This is a genomic window from Kineosporia sp. NBRC 101677, from assembly GCF_030269265.1.
Classification (GTDB): domain Bacteria; phylum Actinomycetota; class Actinomycetes; order Actinomycetales; family Kineosporiaceae; genus Kineosporia; species Kineosporia rhizophila.
The window spans coordinates 1-19994 of the sequence record NZ_BSTA01000023.1; the positions used below are offsets into that span (position 1 = coordinate 1).

The 19994-nt window shown below is 68.0% G+C and carries 12 protein-coding genes and 1 pseudogene; 6 read left to right on the forward strand and 7 right to left on the reverse strand.

Features of this window, described 5'->3' with window-relative positions:
• Positions 1-97: pseudogene (locus QSK18_RS36180) on the forward strand (integrase); the annotation flags it as partial.
• 218 nt (positions 98-315) lie between these two features.
• The gene (locus tag QSK18_RS34810; protein ID WP_285628553.1) at positions 316-1365 is read left to right on the forward strand and encodes a CDP-glycerol glycerophosphotransferase family protein; all 1050 of its coding nucleotides are present in this window, start codon (positions 316-318) and stop codon (positions 1363-1365) included.
• Positions 1366-1688: 323 nt separating this feature from the next.
• Here QSK18_RS34810 and QSK18_RS34815 read toward each other — a convergent pair whose 3' ends face one another.
• Positions 1689-4592: a hypothetical protein gene (locus tag QSK18_RS34815; protein ID WP_232813249.1), complete on the reverse strand. Its 2904-nt coding sequence runs from the start codon at positions 4590-4592 to the stop codon at positions 1689-1691.
• Between the two features lie 195 nt (positions 4593-4787).
• Between QSK18_RS34815 and QSK18_RS34820 the strand changes: the two genes are divergently transcribed.
• The 3 genes from QSK18_RS34820 to QSK18_RS34830 all read left to right on the forward strand — a co-directional run bounded on the left by QSK18_RS34820 (position 4788) and on the right by QSK18_RS34830 (position 9353).
• Positions 4788-5654: a trypsin-like serine protease gene (locus tag QSK18_RS34820; RefSeq protein ID WP_285628556.1), complete on the forward strand. Its 867-nt coding sequence runs from the start codon at positions 4788-4790 to the stop codon at positions 5652-5654.
• Between the two features lie 113 nt (positions 5655-5767).
• The gene (locus QSK18_RS34825; protein WP_232813251.1) at positions 5768-6532 is read left to right on the forward strand and encodes a helical backbone metal receptor; all 765 of its coding nucleotides are present in this window, start codon (positions 5768-5770) and stop codon (positions 6530-6532) included.
• Between the two features lie 631 nt (positions 6533-7163).
• Positions 7164-9353 carry a putative bifunctional diguanylate cyclase/phosphodiesterase gene (locus QSK18_RS34830; protein ID WP_352396722.1) on the forward strand — a complete coding sequence of 730 codons (2190 nt, stop codon included), beginning with the start codon at positions 7164-7166 and terminating at the stop codon, positions 9351-9353.
• A gap of 342 nt (positions 9354-9695) precedes the next feature.
• Here the strand turns inward: QSK18_RS34830 and QSK18_RS34835 are convergent, their stop codons facing one another.
• The 3 genes from QSK18_RS34835 to QSK18_RS36185 form a co-directional block, all read right to left on the reverse strand.
• Positions 9696-12557, reverse strand: coding sequence for an ABC transporter substrate-binding protein (locus tag QSK18_RS34835; protein ID WP_232815396.1), 2862 nt, complete (start codon positions 12555-12557; stop codon positions 9696-9698).
• Between the two features lie 529 nt (positions 12558-13086).
• Positions 13087-14070 (reverse strand): aldo/keto reductase, encoded by a 984-nt coding sequence (locus tag QSK18_RS34840; RefSeq protein ID WP_232815395.1) that lies wholly within the window; start codon positions 14068-14070, stop codon positions 13087-13089.
• 84 nt (positions 14071-14154) lie between these two features.
• Positions 14155-14553 (reverse strand): MmyB family transcriptional regulator, encoded by a 399-nt coding sequence (locus QSK18_RS36185; RefSeq protein WP_352396727.1) that lies wholly within the window; start codon positions 14551-14553, stop codon positions 14155-14157.
• 694 nt (positions 14554-15247) lie between these two features.
• Between QSK18_RS36185 and QSK18_RS34845 the strand changes: the two genes are divergently transcribed.
• Positions 15248-15622: a VOC family protein gene (locus tag QSK18_RS34845; RefSeq protein ID WP_232815394.1), complete on the forward strand. Its 375-nt coding sequence runs from the start codon at positions 15248-15250 to the stop codon at positions 15620-15622.
• 237 nt (positions 15623-15859) lie between these two features.
• Here QSK18_RS34845 and QSK18_RS34850 read toward each other — a convergent pair whose 3' ends face one another.
• The 3 genes from QSK18_RS34850 to QSK18_RS34860 form a co-directional block, all read right to left on the reverse strand.
• Positions 15860-17824 carry a sensor histidine kinase gene (locus tag QSK18_RS34850; protein ID WP_285628565.1) on the reverse strand — a complete coding sequence of 655 codons (1965 nt, stop codon included), beginning with the start codon at positions 17822-17824 and terminating at the stop codon, positions 15860-15862.
• 398 nt (positions 17825-18222) lie between these two features.
• Positions 18223-19065, reverse strand: a complete 843-nt coding sequence (locus QSK18_RS34855) for a carbohydrate ABC transporter permease (RefSeq protein ID WP_285628568.1) — start codon at positions 19063-19065, stop codon at positions 18223-18225.
• A complete protein-coding gene (locus tag QSK18_RS34860; RefSeq protein ID WP_352396723.1) occupies positions 19055-19993 on the reverse strand; it encodes a carbohydrate ABC transporter permease in 939 nt (312 codons plus the stop codon). Before QSK18_RS34860 ends, QSK18_RS34855 begins: the two co-directional genes overlap by 11 nt.
• Between the last annotated feature and the right edge of the window lies 1 nt (position 19994).

Sequence of the window (19994 nt, forward strand, 5' to 3'; positions counted from 1 at the left end):
CATCCTGGCCGCTCAACGCCGCGAACGAGCACGCATCCGTGCCGAGAAAGGCCTGCGCTGGGGCCGACCACGAGGTCAAGCCGCTACCGCGGCCTGACCCGGCCAACGTTCGTGGTCATCGCACTAGCGCTGGCTCTGAGCGTCCCGTCCGTTCCTGTGCTGCCTTTTCGCCAGCAACACGAAGGGTCGTGACTGTCCTGGGCACTCCGCGCCCCTCCGACCCGGCCCTGCCTACGCCGAGGCCCGTCGAACGGCTAGCGTTGACCGACAGCGCAATCTTCCGCGCGGGACGAGCGAGGTGGGGGCAGGAGATCGGTGAGGATCGTCTGGAACGCCGACAACGGCCGCTACGCCGACAACCCGCGGGCACTGTATGAGGCCTGGACCGCCCACGGCCAGGACGGCGTCGAACACCTCTGGCTCGCCTCCTCCCGCCAGGCCGCGACGTTCCCGCCCGGCGTGGCGACCGTGCCGATCGGGACGCCGCAGGCCGTCGCTGCGCTCGAGGCGGCGGACGTGCTGGTCTCGAACACGCACATCCAGCTCGACCGATGGCGCAAGCGCCCCGGGGCGACGTACCTGCAGACCTGGCACGGGACACCGCTGAAGCGCATCCACCGCGACGCGGCCTACCAACCTCCGGACGACGTCATGGCCGAACTGGACGACGACATCGGCCGCTGGGACCTGCTCGTCACCCCCAGCACCGAAGGCACGCGGCTGCTGCGGGCCGCTTTCGCCTACCCGGGTCGGGTGCTGGAGACCGGCTACCCGCGCAACGACGTGCTGTTCGCGGCCGATCGCGAGGCTCGGCGCGCGCGGGTGCGCGCCGAGCTCGGCCTCCCGCACGGCACCATGGCCGTCCTGTACGCGCCCACCTACCGAGACGACGAGGCCGCGGGGCGCGTCGGGGGCCTCGGCGACAACGCCGCCGTCCTGCTGCGCCTGCACCACTACATGTACCGCCAGAGCCGGCCTGCGAACGGCAGGCAGGTGCAGGACGTGAGCGCCTACCCGAACATCTCCGACCTGTACCTGGCCGCCGACGTCCTGGTCACCGACTACTCGTCAGCCATGTTCGACTTCGCGATCACAGGCAAGCCAATCCTCGTCTTCGCCTACGACCTTGAGCACTACCGCGACCGGCTGCGCGGCTTCACCCTCGACCTGGAGACGGAGGCGCCTGGCCCGGTCCTGCTCGATCAGGAGGCGCTGACCGCAGCACTGCTTGACCTGCCGGTAGTGGCCGCTGCTCAGGCGGAGCGTTACGCCCGGTTCGTGGAGCGATTCTGCGCTCTGGAGGACGGCCGCGCCAGCGAGCGCGTCCTGCAGGCACTGTGGTCCGGGAGCCTGCCGCCTGGCTGACGTCGCCGCAAAGGCGCGTCCCGAGCTCAAGCCGTCGGACCGTGCGGGTTCTCCGACGTCATTCATCGCGCGAGCTCAGGTAGCCCGGCTTGCGCCCCTCCCCCGTACATGTCGGTGAATCTGGGGCCACTGTCGCCGTCCGGTCCTGCCGCGGCCGTCTCTTGCCGACCGGGCCAGGCGAGGTGCCCCGACATTCCGCCCCCTCGGGCCGCACCGGTGGTCGGTGCACGCAGGGTGGGGGCGAGCAGACGTCCTGGGTGCCCGCCCCCACGCTGCCTTGTGTCGTCGACGGTACGGAAACCCCGTCCCCGGCGACGCTCAGCTCACAGGCGTTGAGGAACCCGAGGGGCCGGCAGGGCCCTGTGGAGATCGTGAGCACTGTCGGCATCGAGTCCCGCCGGCGTCGGGTCCGCACCGAACTTCTTGAGTGCGTCGACGAACTGGATGATGTTCAGCTCGTCGCCCGCAGACGTCTGCGGGTAGCTGAGTGGGGTGCTGCCGTCGATGGGCACGAATTCGCAGAACCAGCCCAGGATCTGGGGACCGGGCATGTTGATGGTGACGGTGTTTCCTTCGGTCTTGGTGCGCAGCGACGAGGAGTCGCTGTGGGAGGCGGAGGAACTGGAGGCGCTGAAGCACAGAAAGCCGCCACCGACGGCGCTGCGGCTGTCCAGAATCTGCTGCACGGCGTCGGTCTGGGAGGAGTTCATCTCGAACTGCAGTGTGACGTCCTTGGCCACGACGAACGAGACCGGGATGCACGGGAACAGGGCGTCGTTGGCGGTTCCGGGTGCGGCCGGGTCGACCGTCCCGGCGGAAACCGGGACCTGGGAGAGGCGGTGCATGTCGGTGCTCAGCTTGAAGACTCCCGGGTCGAGCCAGGCCCGGGAGACGTCGACCTTCGTGACCTTCATGCCGATCTGGACGGTGGAGTCGGTGCTGAAGTAGCTCTGACTGTTCGTCGAGGACGACGAGGAGCTGGAGCCTCCGGCAGATCCGAAGAAGAAGTCGACGCTCCAGCTGGTCTGGCTGGACAGGCTGGACTGCGAGTGGTCCGAGGACATGGAGCTGGAACTGAACGAGTACTGCAGGTCCATCCAGCGGTCCGCGGCCGCCGAGGGGCTCACTGCTGAGGTGGGCGCCCCGTTGCGGCCTTCCAGCTGATAGCCCCCGGCCAGGTCGGTCACCGCGCTCAGCGCCGCGCTCAGGCCCTTGGCCTTGGCGTCCGAGGTCCCGAGGGCGGCGGACAGCTGGGCGTCCAGGCCTGTGGTGCTGAACGTGAGCTTCTTCAGGGCTGCGCTGACGGCGTCCGGGTCGCTGGCCGTGGGTGCCGTCGTCGGAAAGGGCTCGGTCACGGTGGCCGCCACGGCCTGTGCGGCGGCGTCGCGGGCCTTGGTGGTGTCCTGCCCCAGCGTGGTGTTGACCCAGGTCTGTATCGCGCTGAGCAGGTCGGCGACGGTCGAGGTGCCGGTCCACGCGGCCAGGGCGCTGAGCCCGGTGAGCACGAACTTCTGGGCCGAGGTGCCCGAGCCCTGCCCGAGGGCGGCAGCCACCGCCTTCTTGACCCCGTCCGTCGTGGGGGTGGGGGCCGAGGGAGTAGCCGCGCTCGGTGGTGCGCCCGCGGTGGCTGCGGCGGTCTGCGCATCGGCCCCCGCGGTGTCCAGGGCGTTGGCCGCCGCGACCACGTCATCGGCGCATGCGCTGGTGTAGGCACCGATCGAGGTGAGGAAGAGTGGGTACAGGTCGGCGCTGGTGGTGAGCTGATGCAGTTGGACCAGCCAGGTCTGGGCGTCGGCGGGGGCCGGGACCGCCCGGGCCGCATCGATGATCGACGTCACCGTGGCGAGCGTGCTCTGATCGACGGGAGTGACCGGGACCGGGGCAGGGTTCGGGCTGCTGACGGCCGAGGCCAGCTGGGTCTGCAGGCTGGTGATGTCGGTGAGCTGGGACTGCAGGCGGGCCAGCATGACCGGGAGGTCACCGAACACCTGAGCCTGTTCGGAGGCCAGGTTCATGCCGGCCGTCGACAGGTTCTGGGCGCTGGCGATCAGGGTTGACTGCGCGGTGGCGAGGTCCCGCTGCCCTTGCAGCAGCTTCTGGAAGTCCGCCTGCGACAGGGGGCTTCCCCCGATCTTGGTCGCCTGGGTGGCCACCGGGTTGTCGCCGTTGGCACCGCTGACGGACGCGACCGCCTCGTTGAGTTCGGCGACCGCACCGGCCACGTCGGCGGCCGGGCTGGAGTCGGCCAGGTACATCTGGACGGCGGTGACGGTGTTGGCGGCGTACTGGCCGGTCAGCGCGTTCTGCGCATCCGTGTACCCGGTCTGGGCCGTGCTCAGGGCGCCTGCCGCCTGGGCCAGGGCACCGGTGGTGGGGACCTGGCTGATCAGGGCCTGCACCTGGCTGATGGTGGCCTGCAGGGCCTGTTGCCGGGCGCGCAGCGTCAGGGCGATGAACTGGGGGTCCTTCAGCAGGTCGGTCGGGTTCTGGTCACTGGCCAGGCTGAGGAACCAGTCGCTGGGCGAGAGGTCGACCGGGTAGACGTACCCGCCGCTGGGCGAGGGCAGCCGGACGTCCAGGGTCTGGGTGGCGGCTGCGCTGATGTCGCCGCCCGGCCCCGAGGCCAGGGCGCCCAGGATCGCGTTCATGTCCGAGGGGGAGAACACCGAGACCAGCCTCCCCTCGGCAGCGTCGATCAGCGCCAGCCGGCCTTCGGCCACTCCCTCGTACCATTCGGTGAAGGCCTCCGCGCCCAGCCGGGCCTTCTGCCCGATGACCTCCCGGTCCCACTCCGACTTCGTTCTCAGCCACGACTCGTACAGGGCGAAGTACAGCTCCCGCAGCGTGCCCGAGAACGGTTCGCCCTCCACGGTGGAGTTCTGCGGCGCAGGTGAGTTCACGAATTCGCGCAGCCGGTTCTTCATGGCCGGCATGACCGGGTTGAACTTCGGCACCAGGACACTGAGCGCCTGCAGGAACTGGGACGAGACGTGCTGGCCGTTGCCGCTGCCGGTCACCTGGGCGACATCGAACATCTGGTCCACCAGGCGTGATTCGGCCTCGGCGACGAGGGCGGGCTTGGTCGCCGTGGTGTCGTAGGCGAAATCCGATTGGTTGAGCATGGTTCCGGGAACGGTCATGGTCAGGAACTGGTTGGGGTTGGTTCCGCCGAGGACGGAGTTGAGGCCGGCGTAGATCTGATCGATGACGCCGTTGTTGTCGGTCATGGGGGTCCTTCCGGGGCCGCGGGTGCGATCCCAGGGCCATCGGTTACCCCATCGCACATCTGAATACCCTTTGCAGGTAACCATTTTCGCGCGACAAGCTGCGGCAGGGCCGTACGAGCGAAGCTCGCACCCCATCCGTTGACGTCGACAAACTGCGGGTGCAGCCTGATCCCATTCCCGACCCGAGGGGGCACGATGAATGTGTCAGGCCGCATCACGCAGCTGCTCGCCGCGGACGAGCAGGTCGTCGGCCACAGCCAGCAGACACTCCTGCTGCCCGACGGAAGGGAGGGCATCCGCGTCTACGTCCGCGACGATCGAGGGACGGTTCCCGATCACATCGACGGCCTGCCGGTCCTGGTCGAAGTGGTCGGCCGGGTCGAGCACCACTCGCTCACATCGATCGACCTCACGACCCAGCTCGGTCTGGACCCTCGCACCCGCACACGCCCTCTGGTCGGCGGAATCTCCGTCTCCCAGTCCCCCCATGCTCCCGGCGACGGAACGCTCGGCTACTTCGTGCGCCGGGCCGACCTACTGCTCCTGCTGACCGCCGCGCACGTGCTGACCTCCCAGGGACAGTCCGTGCTCCAGCCCGGAACCGGGGACGGGGGGACGAACGACGACATGGTCGCCACCACCGACACGAGGGTCTACGACCCGGCGGCCGGCATCGACGCAGCCATTGCACGGATCGCCACCGGCGTGGACTGCACCCTGGACATCAACGGCCTGGGCCCCATCGCGACCACCGGCCCCGCGGCCCTCAATCAGGTCGCCTACAAGTCGGGGCGCACCACCGGCCTCACCGCCGGCATGGTCATCGACACCGACTGCGTACAGACGGTCGGCGGCCAGCAGTTCCAGCACCAGATCGTGGTCGACGCCTTCGCCGCGAGCGGGTTCAGCCAGGGCGGTGACAGCGGCAGCCTGGTGGTCGCCCGCAACACCGCCGGAAAGCTCTTCGCCATCGGCCTGATCACCGGGGGCAGCGGCAGAATCTCTGTTGTCAATCCCATCGGCCCTGTCCTGACCCGGCTGGGTGTGACCCTGGCGGTGTGACGTCCGGCTACATTCCGGCCCGGCGGGGGCCATTCGCCTACGCTCGCTGAAGACCCCCGGTCCTGACCAGGTCCTGACCAAGTACTGACCGAGCCCACACGTGATGATGGGGCATGCCCATCGACGACCTCGGCACCTTCGTTGCCCTGTCTCGAGCGCCCCGGCGCGTCGTATCGCTGGTGCCGTCCCTGACCGAGGCCATCGCCGCCAGTGCCCCGGACGTCCTGGTGGGCGCGACCGACTGGTGCTCTCACCCAGCAGATCTCGACGTACCTCGCGTCCGGGGCACGAAGAATCCCGACCTGGCAGCCATCGCACGCCTGCGCCCGGACCTCGTCGTGGCCAACCGCGAGGAGAACCGGGAACTGGACGTGCGGCGTCTACGCCAGGCCGGCCTGCCGGTGTGGGTGACCGTCATCGAGTCCCTCGCGCAGGCGCTCGACTCGATGGACCGGCTCTTCGCCGAAGCGCTGGCCGCGCCCCGGCCGAAGTGGCTGGCGCAGGCCCGGCAGGCCTGGTCCAGTCCCGTCCTGTGCGGGGACGACGAGGGCCCGGTGGTCGTCGTGCCGATCTGGCGCGATCCATGGATGGTGGTCGGCAGCCGCACCTTCACCGGAGACGTACTGACCCGTCTGGGCGCCCGGAACGCCTTCGGCCTCGCAGCAGACCGATACCCGCATGTGGACCTGGCCGAGATCGACCGCCCGGACATCGACCTGGCGTTGCTGCCGGACGAGCCCTACCGGTTCACGCCCTCGGACGGTCCGGAGGCGTTCCAGCACGTGCAGCCCCGGCTGGTCAGCGGGCGGCTGCTGACCTGGTACGGCCCCTCGCTCCTGGGGGCCAGAGAACATCTGCTCAAGGCGCTCACCGTCTGAGCGCCTTGACCGGCGGCTACGTGCCCTCCGTGAGGAGAACGGACTGCGGCACTCCCTTCCATCAGCGGATCCGGCACGACCTTCTTGCTCTTCAGGGCCCCGCAGGACGCTGAAGCGGCAGCTCTCCCCCACCGCGGCCTCAGGGTTCAGCGCCCTCGAACCGGACCCGAACTCCTCGCACTCGCGGCGCAAATGTTTCTGAACCTGCTCGCGTATCGCTCCTGGCCGCCCCCCAGAGCTGCCGCGGTCTGCTGATCGCTGCCCACCGCGCATTCCCGGCCACTGCGTACGCGCAGTCACGAACCCGCCTGATTGACGTCATCCTGCAAGGCCTTGAGCCCCGCGAGTAAAGCCGAGCACGAGCCCTACCCGGACGCAGCGGGCCGTAAAGGCGACTGGGCCGTCGCGGTGGAGGCCCCCCGTGCTGGACTGGCACCGCTGCCTCGGGCACATCCGCCAGTCTCAAGCCGAACTATGCACCCGTCGATAGGGGTGTATGGAGTCTGCGTCCGCGCGTTCCCCGCGATGGCTCACGGCATCAGTGGGGCTGTGCGGGGTCGCGCTCGTCGCCTTCCCAGTTCAAAGCCTGTTCGAATGGGACAGCGACGCTCAAGCTCGTCTGGTCAACGAAGTGGCACGGTTGCCGGTCTCCGTGCTGACGGCGGTCCTGGGGGTTCGACTGCTCCTGGGCGGCGCGCTGGCCCGGGCGGAACGACGGAGCTGGATCGCGCTCAGTGTGGCCTTCGCCTGCAGCCTGGCCGCCCGTGCGACCTCGTTGTGGCAGGCCGCAAACTCCTACTTGCCGCCCTTTCCCTCGGCGTCCGACTATCTGTACACGCTCTCACTGGCGGCGATCACCATCGGGGTACTGCTGGTGCCCACAGCGCGCCGAAGCCCGGCCGAACGCCTCAAACTGCTGGTCGATGCACTGATTGTGGTGGCCGGTGCCTGCATGGTCCTGTGGTACCTGGAGATCGCGCCCCTGCTGCAGATCCCGGGCGCCGACCTCGAGGTCATCGCCATGGCGACCGCGGTGCCCGTCCTCGACCTGCTCCTGCTGTTCGCGCTGGTCATACTCGTGCTGCGGCGCTGGGACTACGGGCCCGGGCTGAGTCTCCTCGGGGGATCCGTTCTGCTCAAGGTGGCCACCGACACCCTCTACATCGTCGCCATGGTGCACTTCCAGGTGGTCTTCTCGCCCAATGGCTACCCCTTCCTGCTCTGGGCGATAGCGGACTACCTGATGCTGCTCGCCGTACACCGCCGGATCTACCAGGACGACAGTCCGCGTGGCCACGGCCAGCGCCGGCCGGTCTTCAACTGGTTGCCCTACGGGGCCATCGCCCTAGCCTACGGAATGCTGGTCTATGTCGGCCGGGACCAGTCGGTCTACACCCTTGGGGGGATGATCATCGGTGCGCTGGTGCTGACCAGCCTGGTCATCACCCGGCAGGTGATCGCCCAGCGGGAAAGTCACCGGCTGGCCGTCACCGATCCGCTGACCGGCCTGGCCAACCGTGCCCGGATCAACGACCGGGTCGCCGAGATGACCCGGCAGCCGCCGCGCGCAGGCCGGTGCAACGCCTTCTTCCTCATCGACCTGGACCACTTCAAGCCCATCAATGACGCCCACGGGCACGAGGCCGGTGACGCCGTCCTGAAGGCGGTGGCGACCGCGCTGCGGGCGGTGATCCGCTCGGGCGATACCGCGGGCCGTCTCGGTGGCGACGAGTTCGCGGTGGTGCTGCCCAGCCTGCCCAGCCGTGCCGCTGCGGAGGCGATCGCCCAGCGACTGGTCGATGCCCTGTGCACGCCGGTCATCTCCGGCAATCTGCTGCTGAGTGTCGAGGCCAGCATTGGCCTGGCCTTCCAGGACGAGACCACCACCAATCGTCCCGATCTGCTGATCTCTCACGCGGACGTCGCCATGTATGCCGTGAAACGCTCCGGCCGGGGCAGTCACTGCGTCTACACGCCCGAGCTCGACACCCGCGCCCGAGAGGCCGAGCTGCTGGCCGCGGTGGCCAATGACGAGCTCGTGGTGCACTTCCAGCCCGTCGTGGCGCTGGCAGACGGACACGAGGAGGCGGTGGAGGCTCTGGTGCGCTGGAACCACCCCACTCGAGGACTGCTCATGCCCGGGGCGTTCATCGAGCTGGCCGAGGAGACCGGCGCGGTGGTCCAGATCGGGGAGTGGGTGCTCCGCGAAGCATGCCGGCAGGCTTCCTGCTGGCGGCGGGAGTACCCGGACGCGGGCGATCTTCGCCTCAGCGTGAACTTTTCGGCACGTCAGGTCACTCAGGCGGGGATCGAGAAGACCATTGCGCAGATTCTGGACGAGACTGGTTTTCCCGCGGAGCTGCTGATCCTCGAGCTGACCGAGAGCGTGGTTCTGCACTCCGACGAGGTGACCGTGGCCCGCCTGAAGTCGCTGCGCGACATGGGCGTGGCCCTCGCGGTGGACGACTTCGGTACCGGCTACGCGGCTCTGAGCTATCTACGGGTCCTGCCGGTCACCACCCTGAAGATCGACCGCTCGTTCGTCACCGATATCGACGCCGACGCCGACGCGTACGCTGTGACCGAGGCGCTGGTCCGGCTCGGGAAAGCCTACAAACTGCGGGTGGTCGCCGAGGGCGTAGAGACCGCCGAACAGGCCCGGTGCCTGGTCGATATGGGGTGCGACTTCGCTCAGGGATACCATTTCGCCCGCCCCATGCCGGCCGATGCTATCGACGAACGGCTGAGGCTGGCGGGACACACCGTATCGAGGGACGGCGTTGTCCGGGCGGGCAATGCCCACCTCGGGGGCACTCACTAGCCGGAACCCGGGCGGGTTGACTGCGGCCCCACGGTCACCTGGAACTCGGGAACCTGTCGACTCTGGTAACTCGCCGACCGCTCGATTCATCCGCCGAGGAAACAAGGAATCTGGACACCGCCGTAGAATCGGCACGGCTGGCCGTGGCCCAGACCTCCGACCGGCTGCGTCGCCTCTCCAACCTCAACGTGTCCCTGCGTCGCCGCTTCCTCCGCAGCCAAGTCCCCGCCGACCTGACGGAGACCATCGATGTCGCCCGCCAGGCCGTCGACGCCGCACCGGAGAGCCCTTCCGGGCGCACGGCTGTGCTGGCCAACCCGGGCCTTCTTCCCCGGAAAGGCGTCACTTCTGCCGCAACTCCAGCCTCTCCATCAGCGGATCCGGCACGACTTTCCTGCTCGAATAGGCCTGCAGGACGCTGATCCGGCAGATCTCCCCCACCGCGGCCTCAGGGTTCAGCGCCCCCGGACCGGCCCCGAACTCTCCGGACGTCTGGCGCAATTGTTCCTGAACCTGCTCGGGTGTCGGCACCTGGCCGTCCTCCAGCGCTGCTGCGGCTGCGTCGATCACTGAGTGGGCGGCCGCCAGGGCCAAGGGCGCATGGCTGTCGATGTGAGCGTTGATGCCTTTCAGATCTGCTAATTCAAGATGCCCGTCGTAGGGCATCCGATCGGCCCCGCCGGTCTTCCCGCAGTAGGCCAGCGAGACGTATGAGAAGGTGCGACGGTCGATCTCGGGGTTCTCGTAGCGGCGTGCGACCGCACTCGACACATCGTCGGCAGCGATCACGTCCAGATCGAAGCCAGGAATGTCCAGGAAGACGGTGAACGGCTGCCAGCGTCCGGCGAAGACCACCAGTTGGTCGTCGGTGCCCTGCAGCGCTCGGGCCACCTCGTCGGGCTCGGGCTTCTCGTCGACGAAGACCGCATCTGGCCCGCAGGCCTGACGCATCGCCTCCGGCGTGCCGGCCTCGCCCGAGTCGGCCTTGTCGGGCACGTAGGCGTGAACCGTGGTGGACCAGCCGCGAACGCGGAACTCTTCCCTCAGGGCAGTGAGCAGAGTCTGGCTCCAGAGGTTGCTGTTGTCGGCGGGGCACACGATGGCAACGTTTCGGGGCGGGGCGTCCGATCCGGACGACAGCTGGCGCCTCCGGGCCCACTCCTCGGCGTAGCGACCGATCAGTTTCGCCTGTTCGGAGTTCTGTGCCGCCACGTAGAAGTAGTTTGCCGCCCCCTTGGCCAGGCCATCCGCGGTGAGCGTCGCGGAGACCACCGGTATGTGTTCGGCGTTCAAGTCCAGAATCAGGTCCTCAGTGGCCTGGGTACTGGCGTCGAGCCCGACCACTGCGGTCAGCCGGTCAGCGGCTTTGGCCTTCTTAAGCTGCTCGACCAGGAGATCGCGCTGGCTCAGATCCTCGCCGCCGTTGGCGAACAGAACCCTGACGATGGGTTGACCATCGCCTTGGCGTTGCCGGTTCTGTTCGTCTGCCGCAGCGAGAAAAGCTACAGCCTCAAGCTTCTGGGAAACCGGGTCGCCCATCTTGTTGCCTCGGAACGAACTGACGTACACGAGCGTGATCACGGCACGGGTGGGGGCGTCTGCCTTCCGCTGGTCAGCATCCCCATTCAACGTGGCGAACTCTTTGTCGATCTTGCCGATGCCCGAGCCGCTTTCGGTAAAATCCCCCAGTTGGCCGGATACACCGATGCACGACGCCACTCCCCCCTCGGACACGTGCAGGCTGACGAAGCGATTCATGCCGGGATCCGTGACGCAGTCCGGCAGACCGGCAGCAACGGGGTCCGGCGACGGGTGGACGTTCGCCAGAGTGGGCGAGGACGTTTCGGCCGGAACCCTGGACGGACCGACAGAGGTCACCGGACGACCTGGTTCCTGCCCCCACACCGGCAGGGTGATGTCCGACGGTATCCCGGGCACATCGGTGGCAGTCGCACCGATCAGACAGGTGGCGGTGAGCACCGCCGCCGCAACCGGCGCCACGGCCGGCCGCGCCCACAGCGGCGCCACTGCCACCTCGAACCGTCGCGCGTTGTTCGCGGCGTGCCACAGAGCCACGTACTGCTCGTCATCCGCCCCGGCGGCCGGCGGCACCTCGATGGCCGGAACGCTGATCGGCAAGTACCAGTCTTCCTGTCCGCGCGAGCGCTGGGCCAGGCGACGGCACCAGGACTCATAACCGTCCATGGCTTCGGGGGCCGCCCAACGCACGACCGTCGGGTGCTGGCCGCCGCCGTTGGTGAGTTCCGGTGGAAATGTCTTAGCGGCGGCGACGAAGACGACCGGGTCGAATCCGTGCTGGGGATGGTTGCGCACCTCGCTGACCAGGCGCAGCAGTTCAAAACCAACGGCCGGGTCGTCACCGCCGTCGAGCAGGACGACCGGGTAGCTCGTGCGGCGGGCTCCGCCAGCTCGCCAGAACCGGCGACGGTACGCCTCGGCGACGTCCGAGAGAAACGCCTCCACGAGCAGGAGCAGGACGTCGGCCGGATCCTCGTCCCGTCGCTGCTCGAGCGTGAGCCGCTCAGCGAAACCCAGGACTGTTCCAGGGCTGTGCGGGTCGAGATACGGTTGGCGCACCAGCCACCGGTACTCCCGCCCGACCCCCGGAACCCTTCCCTGTAGACGCACCCGGAACCACAACGGGGGCACGACCCTGGCCAGGCGGGCCCATCGCACCACCGGCGCTTCGAACAGTTCGGGCAGTTCGTCGGAGAACAGCGTCGCGTACTTCGACCGGCCCAGTTCGCGCTCGCGCAGGCGGCGGAACAGCACGGCGTGCGGGTCGATCCGGTCAGCACCCAGGTCCTGCCGGATGAGCCAGTGCACCAGCCCGAACCGACTGAACCTGACCCGGCCGCCTACGGCATTGGCTCCGCTGGCGAGGTCGCGGGCAATCCGCAGGAGCATGTCCGCCACGACGTCGACATCATCGGACGGCGAACCCGCTGGCGCTGGCGGCCGGTGCACCACGTGCGGCACCCGCCGCGGTTCCGCCTCCTTGAGGTACCGGGCCAGCCCGGCGACCAGCTCGTCGGTGTCCTCCGCCCATTTGAGGCACACCAGCGGGATTCCCTGAGCTGATAGCACCTTTCCGCGGGGTGCGGGTGCCTCTCGCCGACGTGGGCGCTGCGTCAGGAGCTCCAGGCACTCCAGGAGCTGTCGCGCGCCCTTGAACACCGGCATCTGGCCCGGCTGGCTCCCGGCCCCTGCTGATCCACTGCTGCCCACGATGCCCCCGACTCAACGGGTCACCGCGCACATCGGACCGGCAACCCTCCCGTTGCACAGAAGATACCTCCGAGTGACGCCTCGCGTACTCAGAGTGATGCATCGGAGTGGATCTTCTGCCAAAGATTCCGAACCGCCGTGGTCGGATCCGGAAGGAAGCAGGATGCGCCTAATTCGAGGGATGATTACCGATCTTCTCGCCGCGATGAAGGGCTCCACGTCGTCCGTGACTGTGTCAGCCCGCCCCCAGCACGCCGGTCCCGACACAACCAGATGACACCGGCATCACCCTCTTCGCGGTCACCGCTCAGTGAACGCTCGTGACCGCCGTGATCGCGCGGTGAACGCAGGCGTCATGCCCAGTACGAGGATCTGGCGCAGCATGCTGAAGGCCCCGGGCCGGGACCCTGACAGATCTGCGGCCCGGGCACATCAGTCGGACCTCGGCAACCATGATCCGGTAGCGGATCGTCCAGTCACTTTGCTACCAGCGGTGGTGGACCTGTGCACGGATGCTGCGGTCGTACAGATCCTGCACAGCGGTCAGGGTCTCCTCCGGCAGAGGAGCGAGGTCGGCCGCCGCCGCGTTGGCCCGGGCCTGCTCGATGGAGCGGGCACCCGGGATGACGGTGGAGACACCCGGCTGCTGAATGATCCAGCGCAGGGCGGTCTGGGCCGGGCTCGCCCCGGCCGGTGCCAGCGCGGCGAACTCCGCGGCTGCGCTCAGCCCCGTCTCGTAGTCGACGCCGGAGAAGGTCTCGCCCTGGTCGAACGCCTCCCCGTGCCGGTTGTAGGTGCGGTGGTCATCGGCGGAGAAGACCGTGTCCTTGGTGTACTTGCCCGAGAGCAGGCCACTGGCCAGCGGTACCCGGGCAATGATTCCCACCCCGGCCTCGGCGGCCGCCGGGAGGACTTTTTCCAGCGGCTTCAGCCGGAAGGCGTTGAAGATGATCTGCACGCTGGCAGTGCCGGGACGTGCGATCGCGGTCAGCGCCTGCTCGCACGTCTCCACGCTTACGCCGTAGGCGGCGATCCGCTTCTCCTCGACCAGGGTGTCAAGGGCGTCGAAGACCTCGTCGGATTCGAACACCGCCGTGGGCGGGCAGTGCAGCTGCACCAGGTCCAGGGTGTCCACGCCCAGGTTGGTGCGGGAGCGGTCGGTCCAGGCGCGGAAGTTCTCCAGCGTGTAGTTCTCCGGCTCCTGCGGCACCCGGCGGCCCATCTTCGTGGCCACGGTGATGTCCTGCCCGCCCCTGGTCTTCAGGAAGCGGCCGATGAGCTGCTCGCTGCGCCCGTCGCCGTACACGTCCGCCGTGTCCAGGAAGGTGACCCCGCCCTCCACCGCCGCATCGAGCACGGCCAGGGCGTCTTCCTCGCGGACGTCGCCCCAGTCGGCGCCGAGCTGCCAGGTTCCCAGCCCAACCACGGACACCTGCCGTCCGAGTCGTTCCAGCGTGCGCTTCTCCATGACTTCCTGCTCTCCGTCGACGATGCGGCCTCAGCATCGTCGCCAAGCGCGCGGGCGTCCAGCCGACAGACCCCGCCCCGTGGCTCAGCGCGTTGAACGCTTTTGATTCACCCCACCGTCACCTCCAGCGAGCACCGAACCTGCTCCCGGACGGTCTCGGCGTCCGAAGCCGGCTCTGCGGTGTAGAGGACGAGAGTCTGCGCGGTGGGGTGAGCCGTGACGAAGGCGTCCCAGGCGACGGTACTCGTGCCGAACCTTCGGCGGGAAATGCTTGTTACCGGAGGAACGACCGAGAACACCTTGCCGGGACCACAGCTCGGCGACGTCGGTGCTGCCGGCCGACAGTCGGCCCAGGAGGGCGTGCACCGTCGGGTCGTCCTCGCGCCCGCGCACCACGATCCGCGAAGCTGCTACCGCCTCGAGTGCCACTTCGTCCCAATCGGCACAGGTCGAGGGTGCTTGCGAGTCAACTGGTAGACACAGCTGTTCGAAAGCTGCCTTCTTGCGTTGGCGCCAGCCTCCCTCGCACGTGGTGGTTCTGGTCCTGGCGCACTGTCAGTCTGAAGGTGTGGCTTGTGTGGGCGGGCTGGGGCGTGTGCGGAGTCCGTCGAGGACCAGTCCGCTGATCCGGTCGCATTGCGCTCGGGTTTGTGATCAGTCTTGTAGGTCAGTCCCAGAGACCGCACAGAGCACGGAGAGTCGTCAGCGCTGAGGTCGGCGCGGATCGTTCCTTCTTTGTGTCCGGCAGCGAGCAGGTCGGCGAGGGCGCCAGTGAAGGTGCGGTAGACCTCGTCGCCGACTAGGTCGGTGGCTGCGATTCGGAAGGCGCGGGTCATGGGGTTCTCGGACAGTACCCAGGCCAGCTGCCGCAGTTTCTGGGGTGTGGCGGCGGTGGCGCGAACCGCGGTGCAGATGACGTCCTGGCTGAGCGCCGACTCGAGCCGGCCCACGATCGCGGTGTCGTGTGCAGGAGGCGCCAGAACAGGCGGCCTGCGTGGTGCGTGGCTGTCGCCGTGGCGTGGACGGGGATCTCGCCGCTCGGTTAGGCTGCCCATGATGATGACCAGTCAGGCTCGTACGAGCCGTTCTCGGGACGGCAATCTGGTCGTGGGCTGATCCGTGCTCCGCCTGATGTCTGTGTGACCGAAGTCCCCACCCCACACAGACAAGGAGAACGGTGACAGCGCGTTTCAACCACACGATCATTGCCTCGACAGACCCGGCCGAGATGGCCGCGTTCTACCGCGCCCTGCTCGAAGCCGACGACGTCCCCTCATGGGGACCGTTCGTCAACATCCAGATCGCCGACGGCGTCCTGCTGCAGTTCGCGGCTCCGCCCATCGACTTCCCTCCGCAGCACTACGCCTACCTGCTCGATGACGCGCATTTCGACCGCGCCTACGAACAGATCACAGGTCAGGGACGTGACCACTGGGCTGATCCGCAACGGACGCGGCCCGGTGAGATCAACAGCGAGCACGGGGGCCAAGGCGTCTACCTCCTCGACCCGACGGGCCACTTTCTGGAACTGATCACGCGTCCGTACCTCTGAGATCTGGTGCTCAGCGTAGGAGTGATCGTCATCGGCGTCTGCTGAGGCCGACGAGCATTCCGGAGGCGGGCGCTGCGTCGCCGCACCCACCTCATTGAGACAGAGCCTGGCCACCCGGAGGGCGGCCAGGCACTGCAGCCCCCTCGAGTGGCGGGACCAGTGCCGCTGCGGTCGGATCACCTCGCTTGCCGTTAGACAGCAGCCCGGTTGGGCGCGGCGTCGGAGAGCGCATCGCCCTCACTTTCCTCCCGGCTCGCTTCTCTTCCTGGTGACGTCACTGTCAGACGGTTGAGGTCCTGGTGCGGCTCGGGAGGGGGCGGCGGGTGGTGGTGCGGTGACCAGGCGCAGGGTGAAGCGGGACCCGGTGGGATGGTTCGGCTGGTAGCTGATGTGAGCATTGTTGGCCTGGGCCAGTTGTTCGACGATGTAGAGCCCCAGACCGGTGCCCTTCTTGGCGATGGCGGCGCCGGTGGTGGCCCGCGCGAAGCGTTCGAAGAGGTGGGGAACGAAGTCTTCGGGTACTCCTTCGCCGTGGTCGGCGACGGTGACGTCGACGTTCTCGGCGCTGACGGCGACGGCGACCTCGATGGGCTCACTTCCGTACTTGACGGCATTGCCCAGCAGGTTGAGCAGGATCTGCTGGAGGTGACCGGGATCGACCACGGCGTGGGCGGGCTCGGGCGGGCGCACGACGTTGATGATCGCGGAGTGTTCCTCGGGTAGCTGGGTCATGGCCTCGGTGAGGGCATGCACGACATCGATACTGGCCCGGCGCGGTTCGACGGTGCCGGCGTCGAGCTGGGCCAGAGCGAGGACGTCCTCGACCAGGGTCGTCATCCGCCGGGCGGCTGCCGATATCCGTGAAAGGAAGTCCCGGCGCTGGATGTCGGTCATGGTGCCCCAGCCATCGATGATGGTTTCGATGTAACCGGTGATCACCCCCAGGGGCTGACGGACGTCGTGCGAGAGCATCGCCACGAGATCCTCGATCCGCTGCTGTGATTCGCGCAGCTGCGTGTTGATACGTTCCTGAGCCGCTTCGTGGGCCTTGCGCTCGCTGACGTCGATGATCTGAGTGGCGAACTGCGGGGCTCCGCCTGCGGAGTCGCCCTGCAGCGACATCGTCAGTAACGCGTGCACGGTGCGGCCGTCGGCGTGCACGAACCGTCTCTCGGCGCTGAATCCGTGGGCGCCCGCGGCGAGGGAGTCCGCCTGGATCGCCTCGGTGTCGAACCCCGGGTCCTGCGGGTGGACGATGTCGGCGAGGGTGCGTGCCAGTAGTTCGGTTTCGCTGTAGCCGAGCATCGCGCATAAGGCCGGGTTGACCCGGACGATCTTCGTGGTCGGGGTGGTGATGGCCATGCCGATCAGCGACCTGTCGAAGACGTCACGGAAGCGTTGTTCGCTCTCGCGCAGCAGCTGCTGGTCGCGGCGACTTCGCGCGGCGCCGAAGACCGTCAACAGCCCGGTCAGGGCGATCACCGCCACCACGATCGCCCGCCACACGCTCGAACCCCGGGCCGGCTCGTACAGCACCGATGCCGGGACGGCAGCCACGAGCCGCCACGGGGTGCCGTCGACCGGGTGGGCGGCGTAGGCCCAGTCCCGCCGGCCTTCGCGGTAGGTACCGGAGGTGGCCCGGGTGAGGGCTTCGGCCAGGGGGCGATTGCTGGCGGCCATCGGCCCGTCGCTGGCCACGACCTTGCCGTCAGGGTCGATCAGGTAGGCCCGGCTGGAAGGTAGTGCGGCGGCGTGCGTGAGGTAGGAACCCAAGGGGCTGTTCTGTACCTGGAGCGCTCCGGAGAACACCCGCCGGCCGCTGGGTGTGTCGTAGGGGGTGGCGAAGGCCACCACCGGCACTCCTTGGGCCGCCGAGGCCACCACCCGCGAGACCACCGGCTCCCCCTCACGCACGGCAGTGCGCAGGTGGTCGTAGCGGGAGGTGAGGTCCGTACCGATCAGCGCCGACCGGGCTGGGACGATCTGGATCAGGCGTCCCTGCTCATCGAGCACGACCACGGCCGTGTACGCGAGCGGCGTGGAGACCTTCCGCAGTTGGTGCTCGCTGATGTCGTCCCCGGTGAGGAACTGTTCCGCCTGGAGGTTGGTGCGGGCCAGTTGGTCAGCCACGTAGTTGGACACGAAGTCGGCACCGATGGTGACCCGCATCTCGAAGCGAGACTGCAGCCCCTGTTCGGACACGCGCTGGACCCACCACCACCCTCCCAACAGAGCGACCATCAGCATCAGCCACACCATCAGTGGCACGAGCAGATGAGCGCTCCACCGAGGCCGAAACGCCCTTCTGACATCCATCCAGGGAAGCCGTCGCCCAGAGCGCGGGGAGGTGGCTGACGCAGGTGGTCGCAGCCGCCCTCTCGTAACCACAACAGCTCCACGGTGTAGCAAATAGTGACCAGGGATAGCCGAATGTAGGCGATGGTGCGGCCTGGGCGCTCCCTCCTGATCACCGCGTGTCGCACGGGCCCGCGGACGTCTGAGGCCGCCTGCCCAGACGTCCGCCCTCCTGGGCACGCGAGACTGACCTCCGGCGGCTCAACCAGGTGATCGCGGCCCACTGCGACGGATCCTGGCCCCGATCACCCCTTCAGGCCCGTGTGGGCCAGTCCCTCGACGAACTGCCGCTGTGCCATCACGAAGACCACCAGGACCGGCAAAGCGGTCAGGGTCGCGGCGGAGAGCTGGGTGCCCCAGGACGGCCCGCCGTAGGCGTCGGTGAACTGGGTCAGAGCCTGCGGCAGCGTGAAGTTCTCCGGCGTGGACAGGAACACGATCGGCTCCAGGTACAGGTTCCAGGAATGCAGGAAGGTGAAGATCGCGACCGCGCCCAGGGCCGGCCGGGACAACGGCAGCACGATCCTCCAGAAGATCGCGAACCGGCCCAGCCCGTCGATCCGCCCGGCCTCCTCCAGTTCGTGCGGCAGCGCGATGAAGAACTGCCGCATGATGAACGTGGCCAGCACACTGGGCGCACCGAAGACCGGCACCAGGATCAGCGGCCAGTGGGTGTCGATCATGCCCCAGCGGTTGAACATCTGGAACAACGGCACGATGGTCACCTCGCTGGGGATCAGCAGCCCGGTCAGGACCACGACGAACATGGCGTTCTGGCCGCGGAAGCGGATCCGGGCGAAGGCGTACCCGGCCGCCGAGGAGACCGCCAGCGTCCCCACCGTGCACACCAGGGCGATGTACATGCTGTTGAGGTACTGGCGGGCGAAGGGCTGGGCCTCGAACACGGTGCGGTAGGAGTCCAGGCTGAAACTGGTCGGCAGCAGCGACGGCGGGAACGCCAGGATCTCGCTGACCGGTTTCACCGAACTGGTGACCATCCACCAGGTGGGGAACACGAACGGCACGGCGAGCAGGCAGAGCAGGCCGTAGACCCACACCTTCGCCCGGGGGGACAGTTCAGGACTCATGGAAGACCCACTTCCTGCGCATCTGCCACTGCACGATCGTCAGGGCCAGGACGATGACGAAGAGCAGCAGCGACAGTGTGGCGCCGTAGCCGAGATGGTGGAACTGGAAGGCCTGCTGGTACAGGTAGTACACGAGCACGGTGGTGGAACTGCCCGGCCCGCCCTGGGTGAGCACGGCGATCTGGGCGAACACCTGCAGCGAGCCGACCACCGTGATGATCGAGGTGAGCAGGATGGTCGGGCTGATCATCGGCACGGTGATGCTGCGGAACGAACGCCAGCGGCTCGCCCCATCCACCCGCGCCGCCTCGTACAGGTCTCCCGGAACCCCTTGCAGGGCAGCCAGGAAGAGCACCATGTTCAGCCCGACGTTCTTGATCACCTGCACCACCACGACCGAGGCCATCGCGGTCGCGTCCCCGCGCAGCCAGTTCGGCCCGTCCACCCCGACCCCGTCCAGCAGGCCGTTGATGCCGCCGTTGTCCTGTAGCAGGAAGCCCCACACGATGGTCCAGGCGATCATCGAGACCACCACCGGCGAGAAGAACAGCGTCCGGAACACCACCGTGCCGCGCAGTCTCTGGTTCAGCAGCACGGCCAGCAGCAGGGCCAGCGACAGGTTCAGCACCAGCAGCCCGGCCGAGAACACGGCCGTGGCCACGAGCACCTTGGGCAAGTTCGGGTCGTCCGCCAGCTGCCGGTAGTTCTCACTGCTGGTCCAGGTGAACTCTCCGGCCAGGACGTTCCACTCGTGCAGGCTGTACCAGCCCACCAGGACCAGCGGCACCAGGACGAAGACCACGGTCCCGGCCACCTGTGGCGCGATGAACAGCCACCCGGCGAGGTTCTCGCGTCGGTGGATCGTCCAGAACATGCTTGTGGACGTTTGTGCTGGCGATTGCTGGGGGCGTTCGGTCAGGAGGGTCATC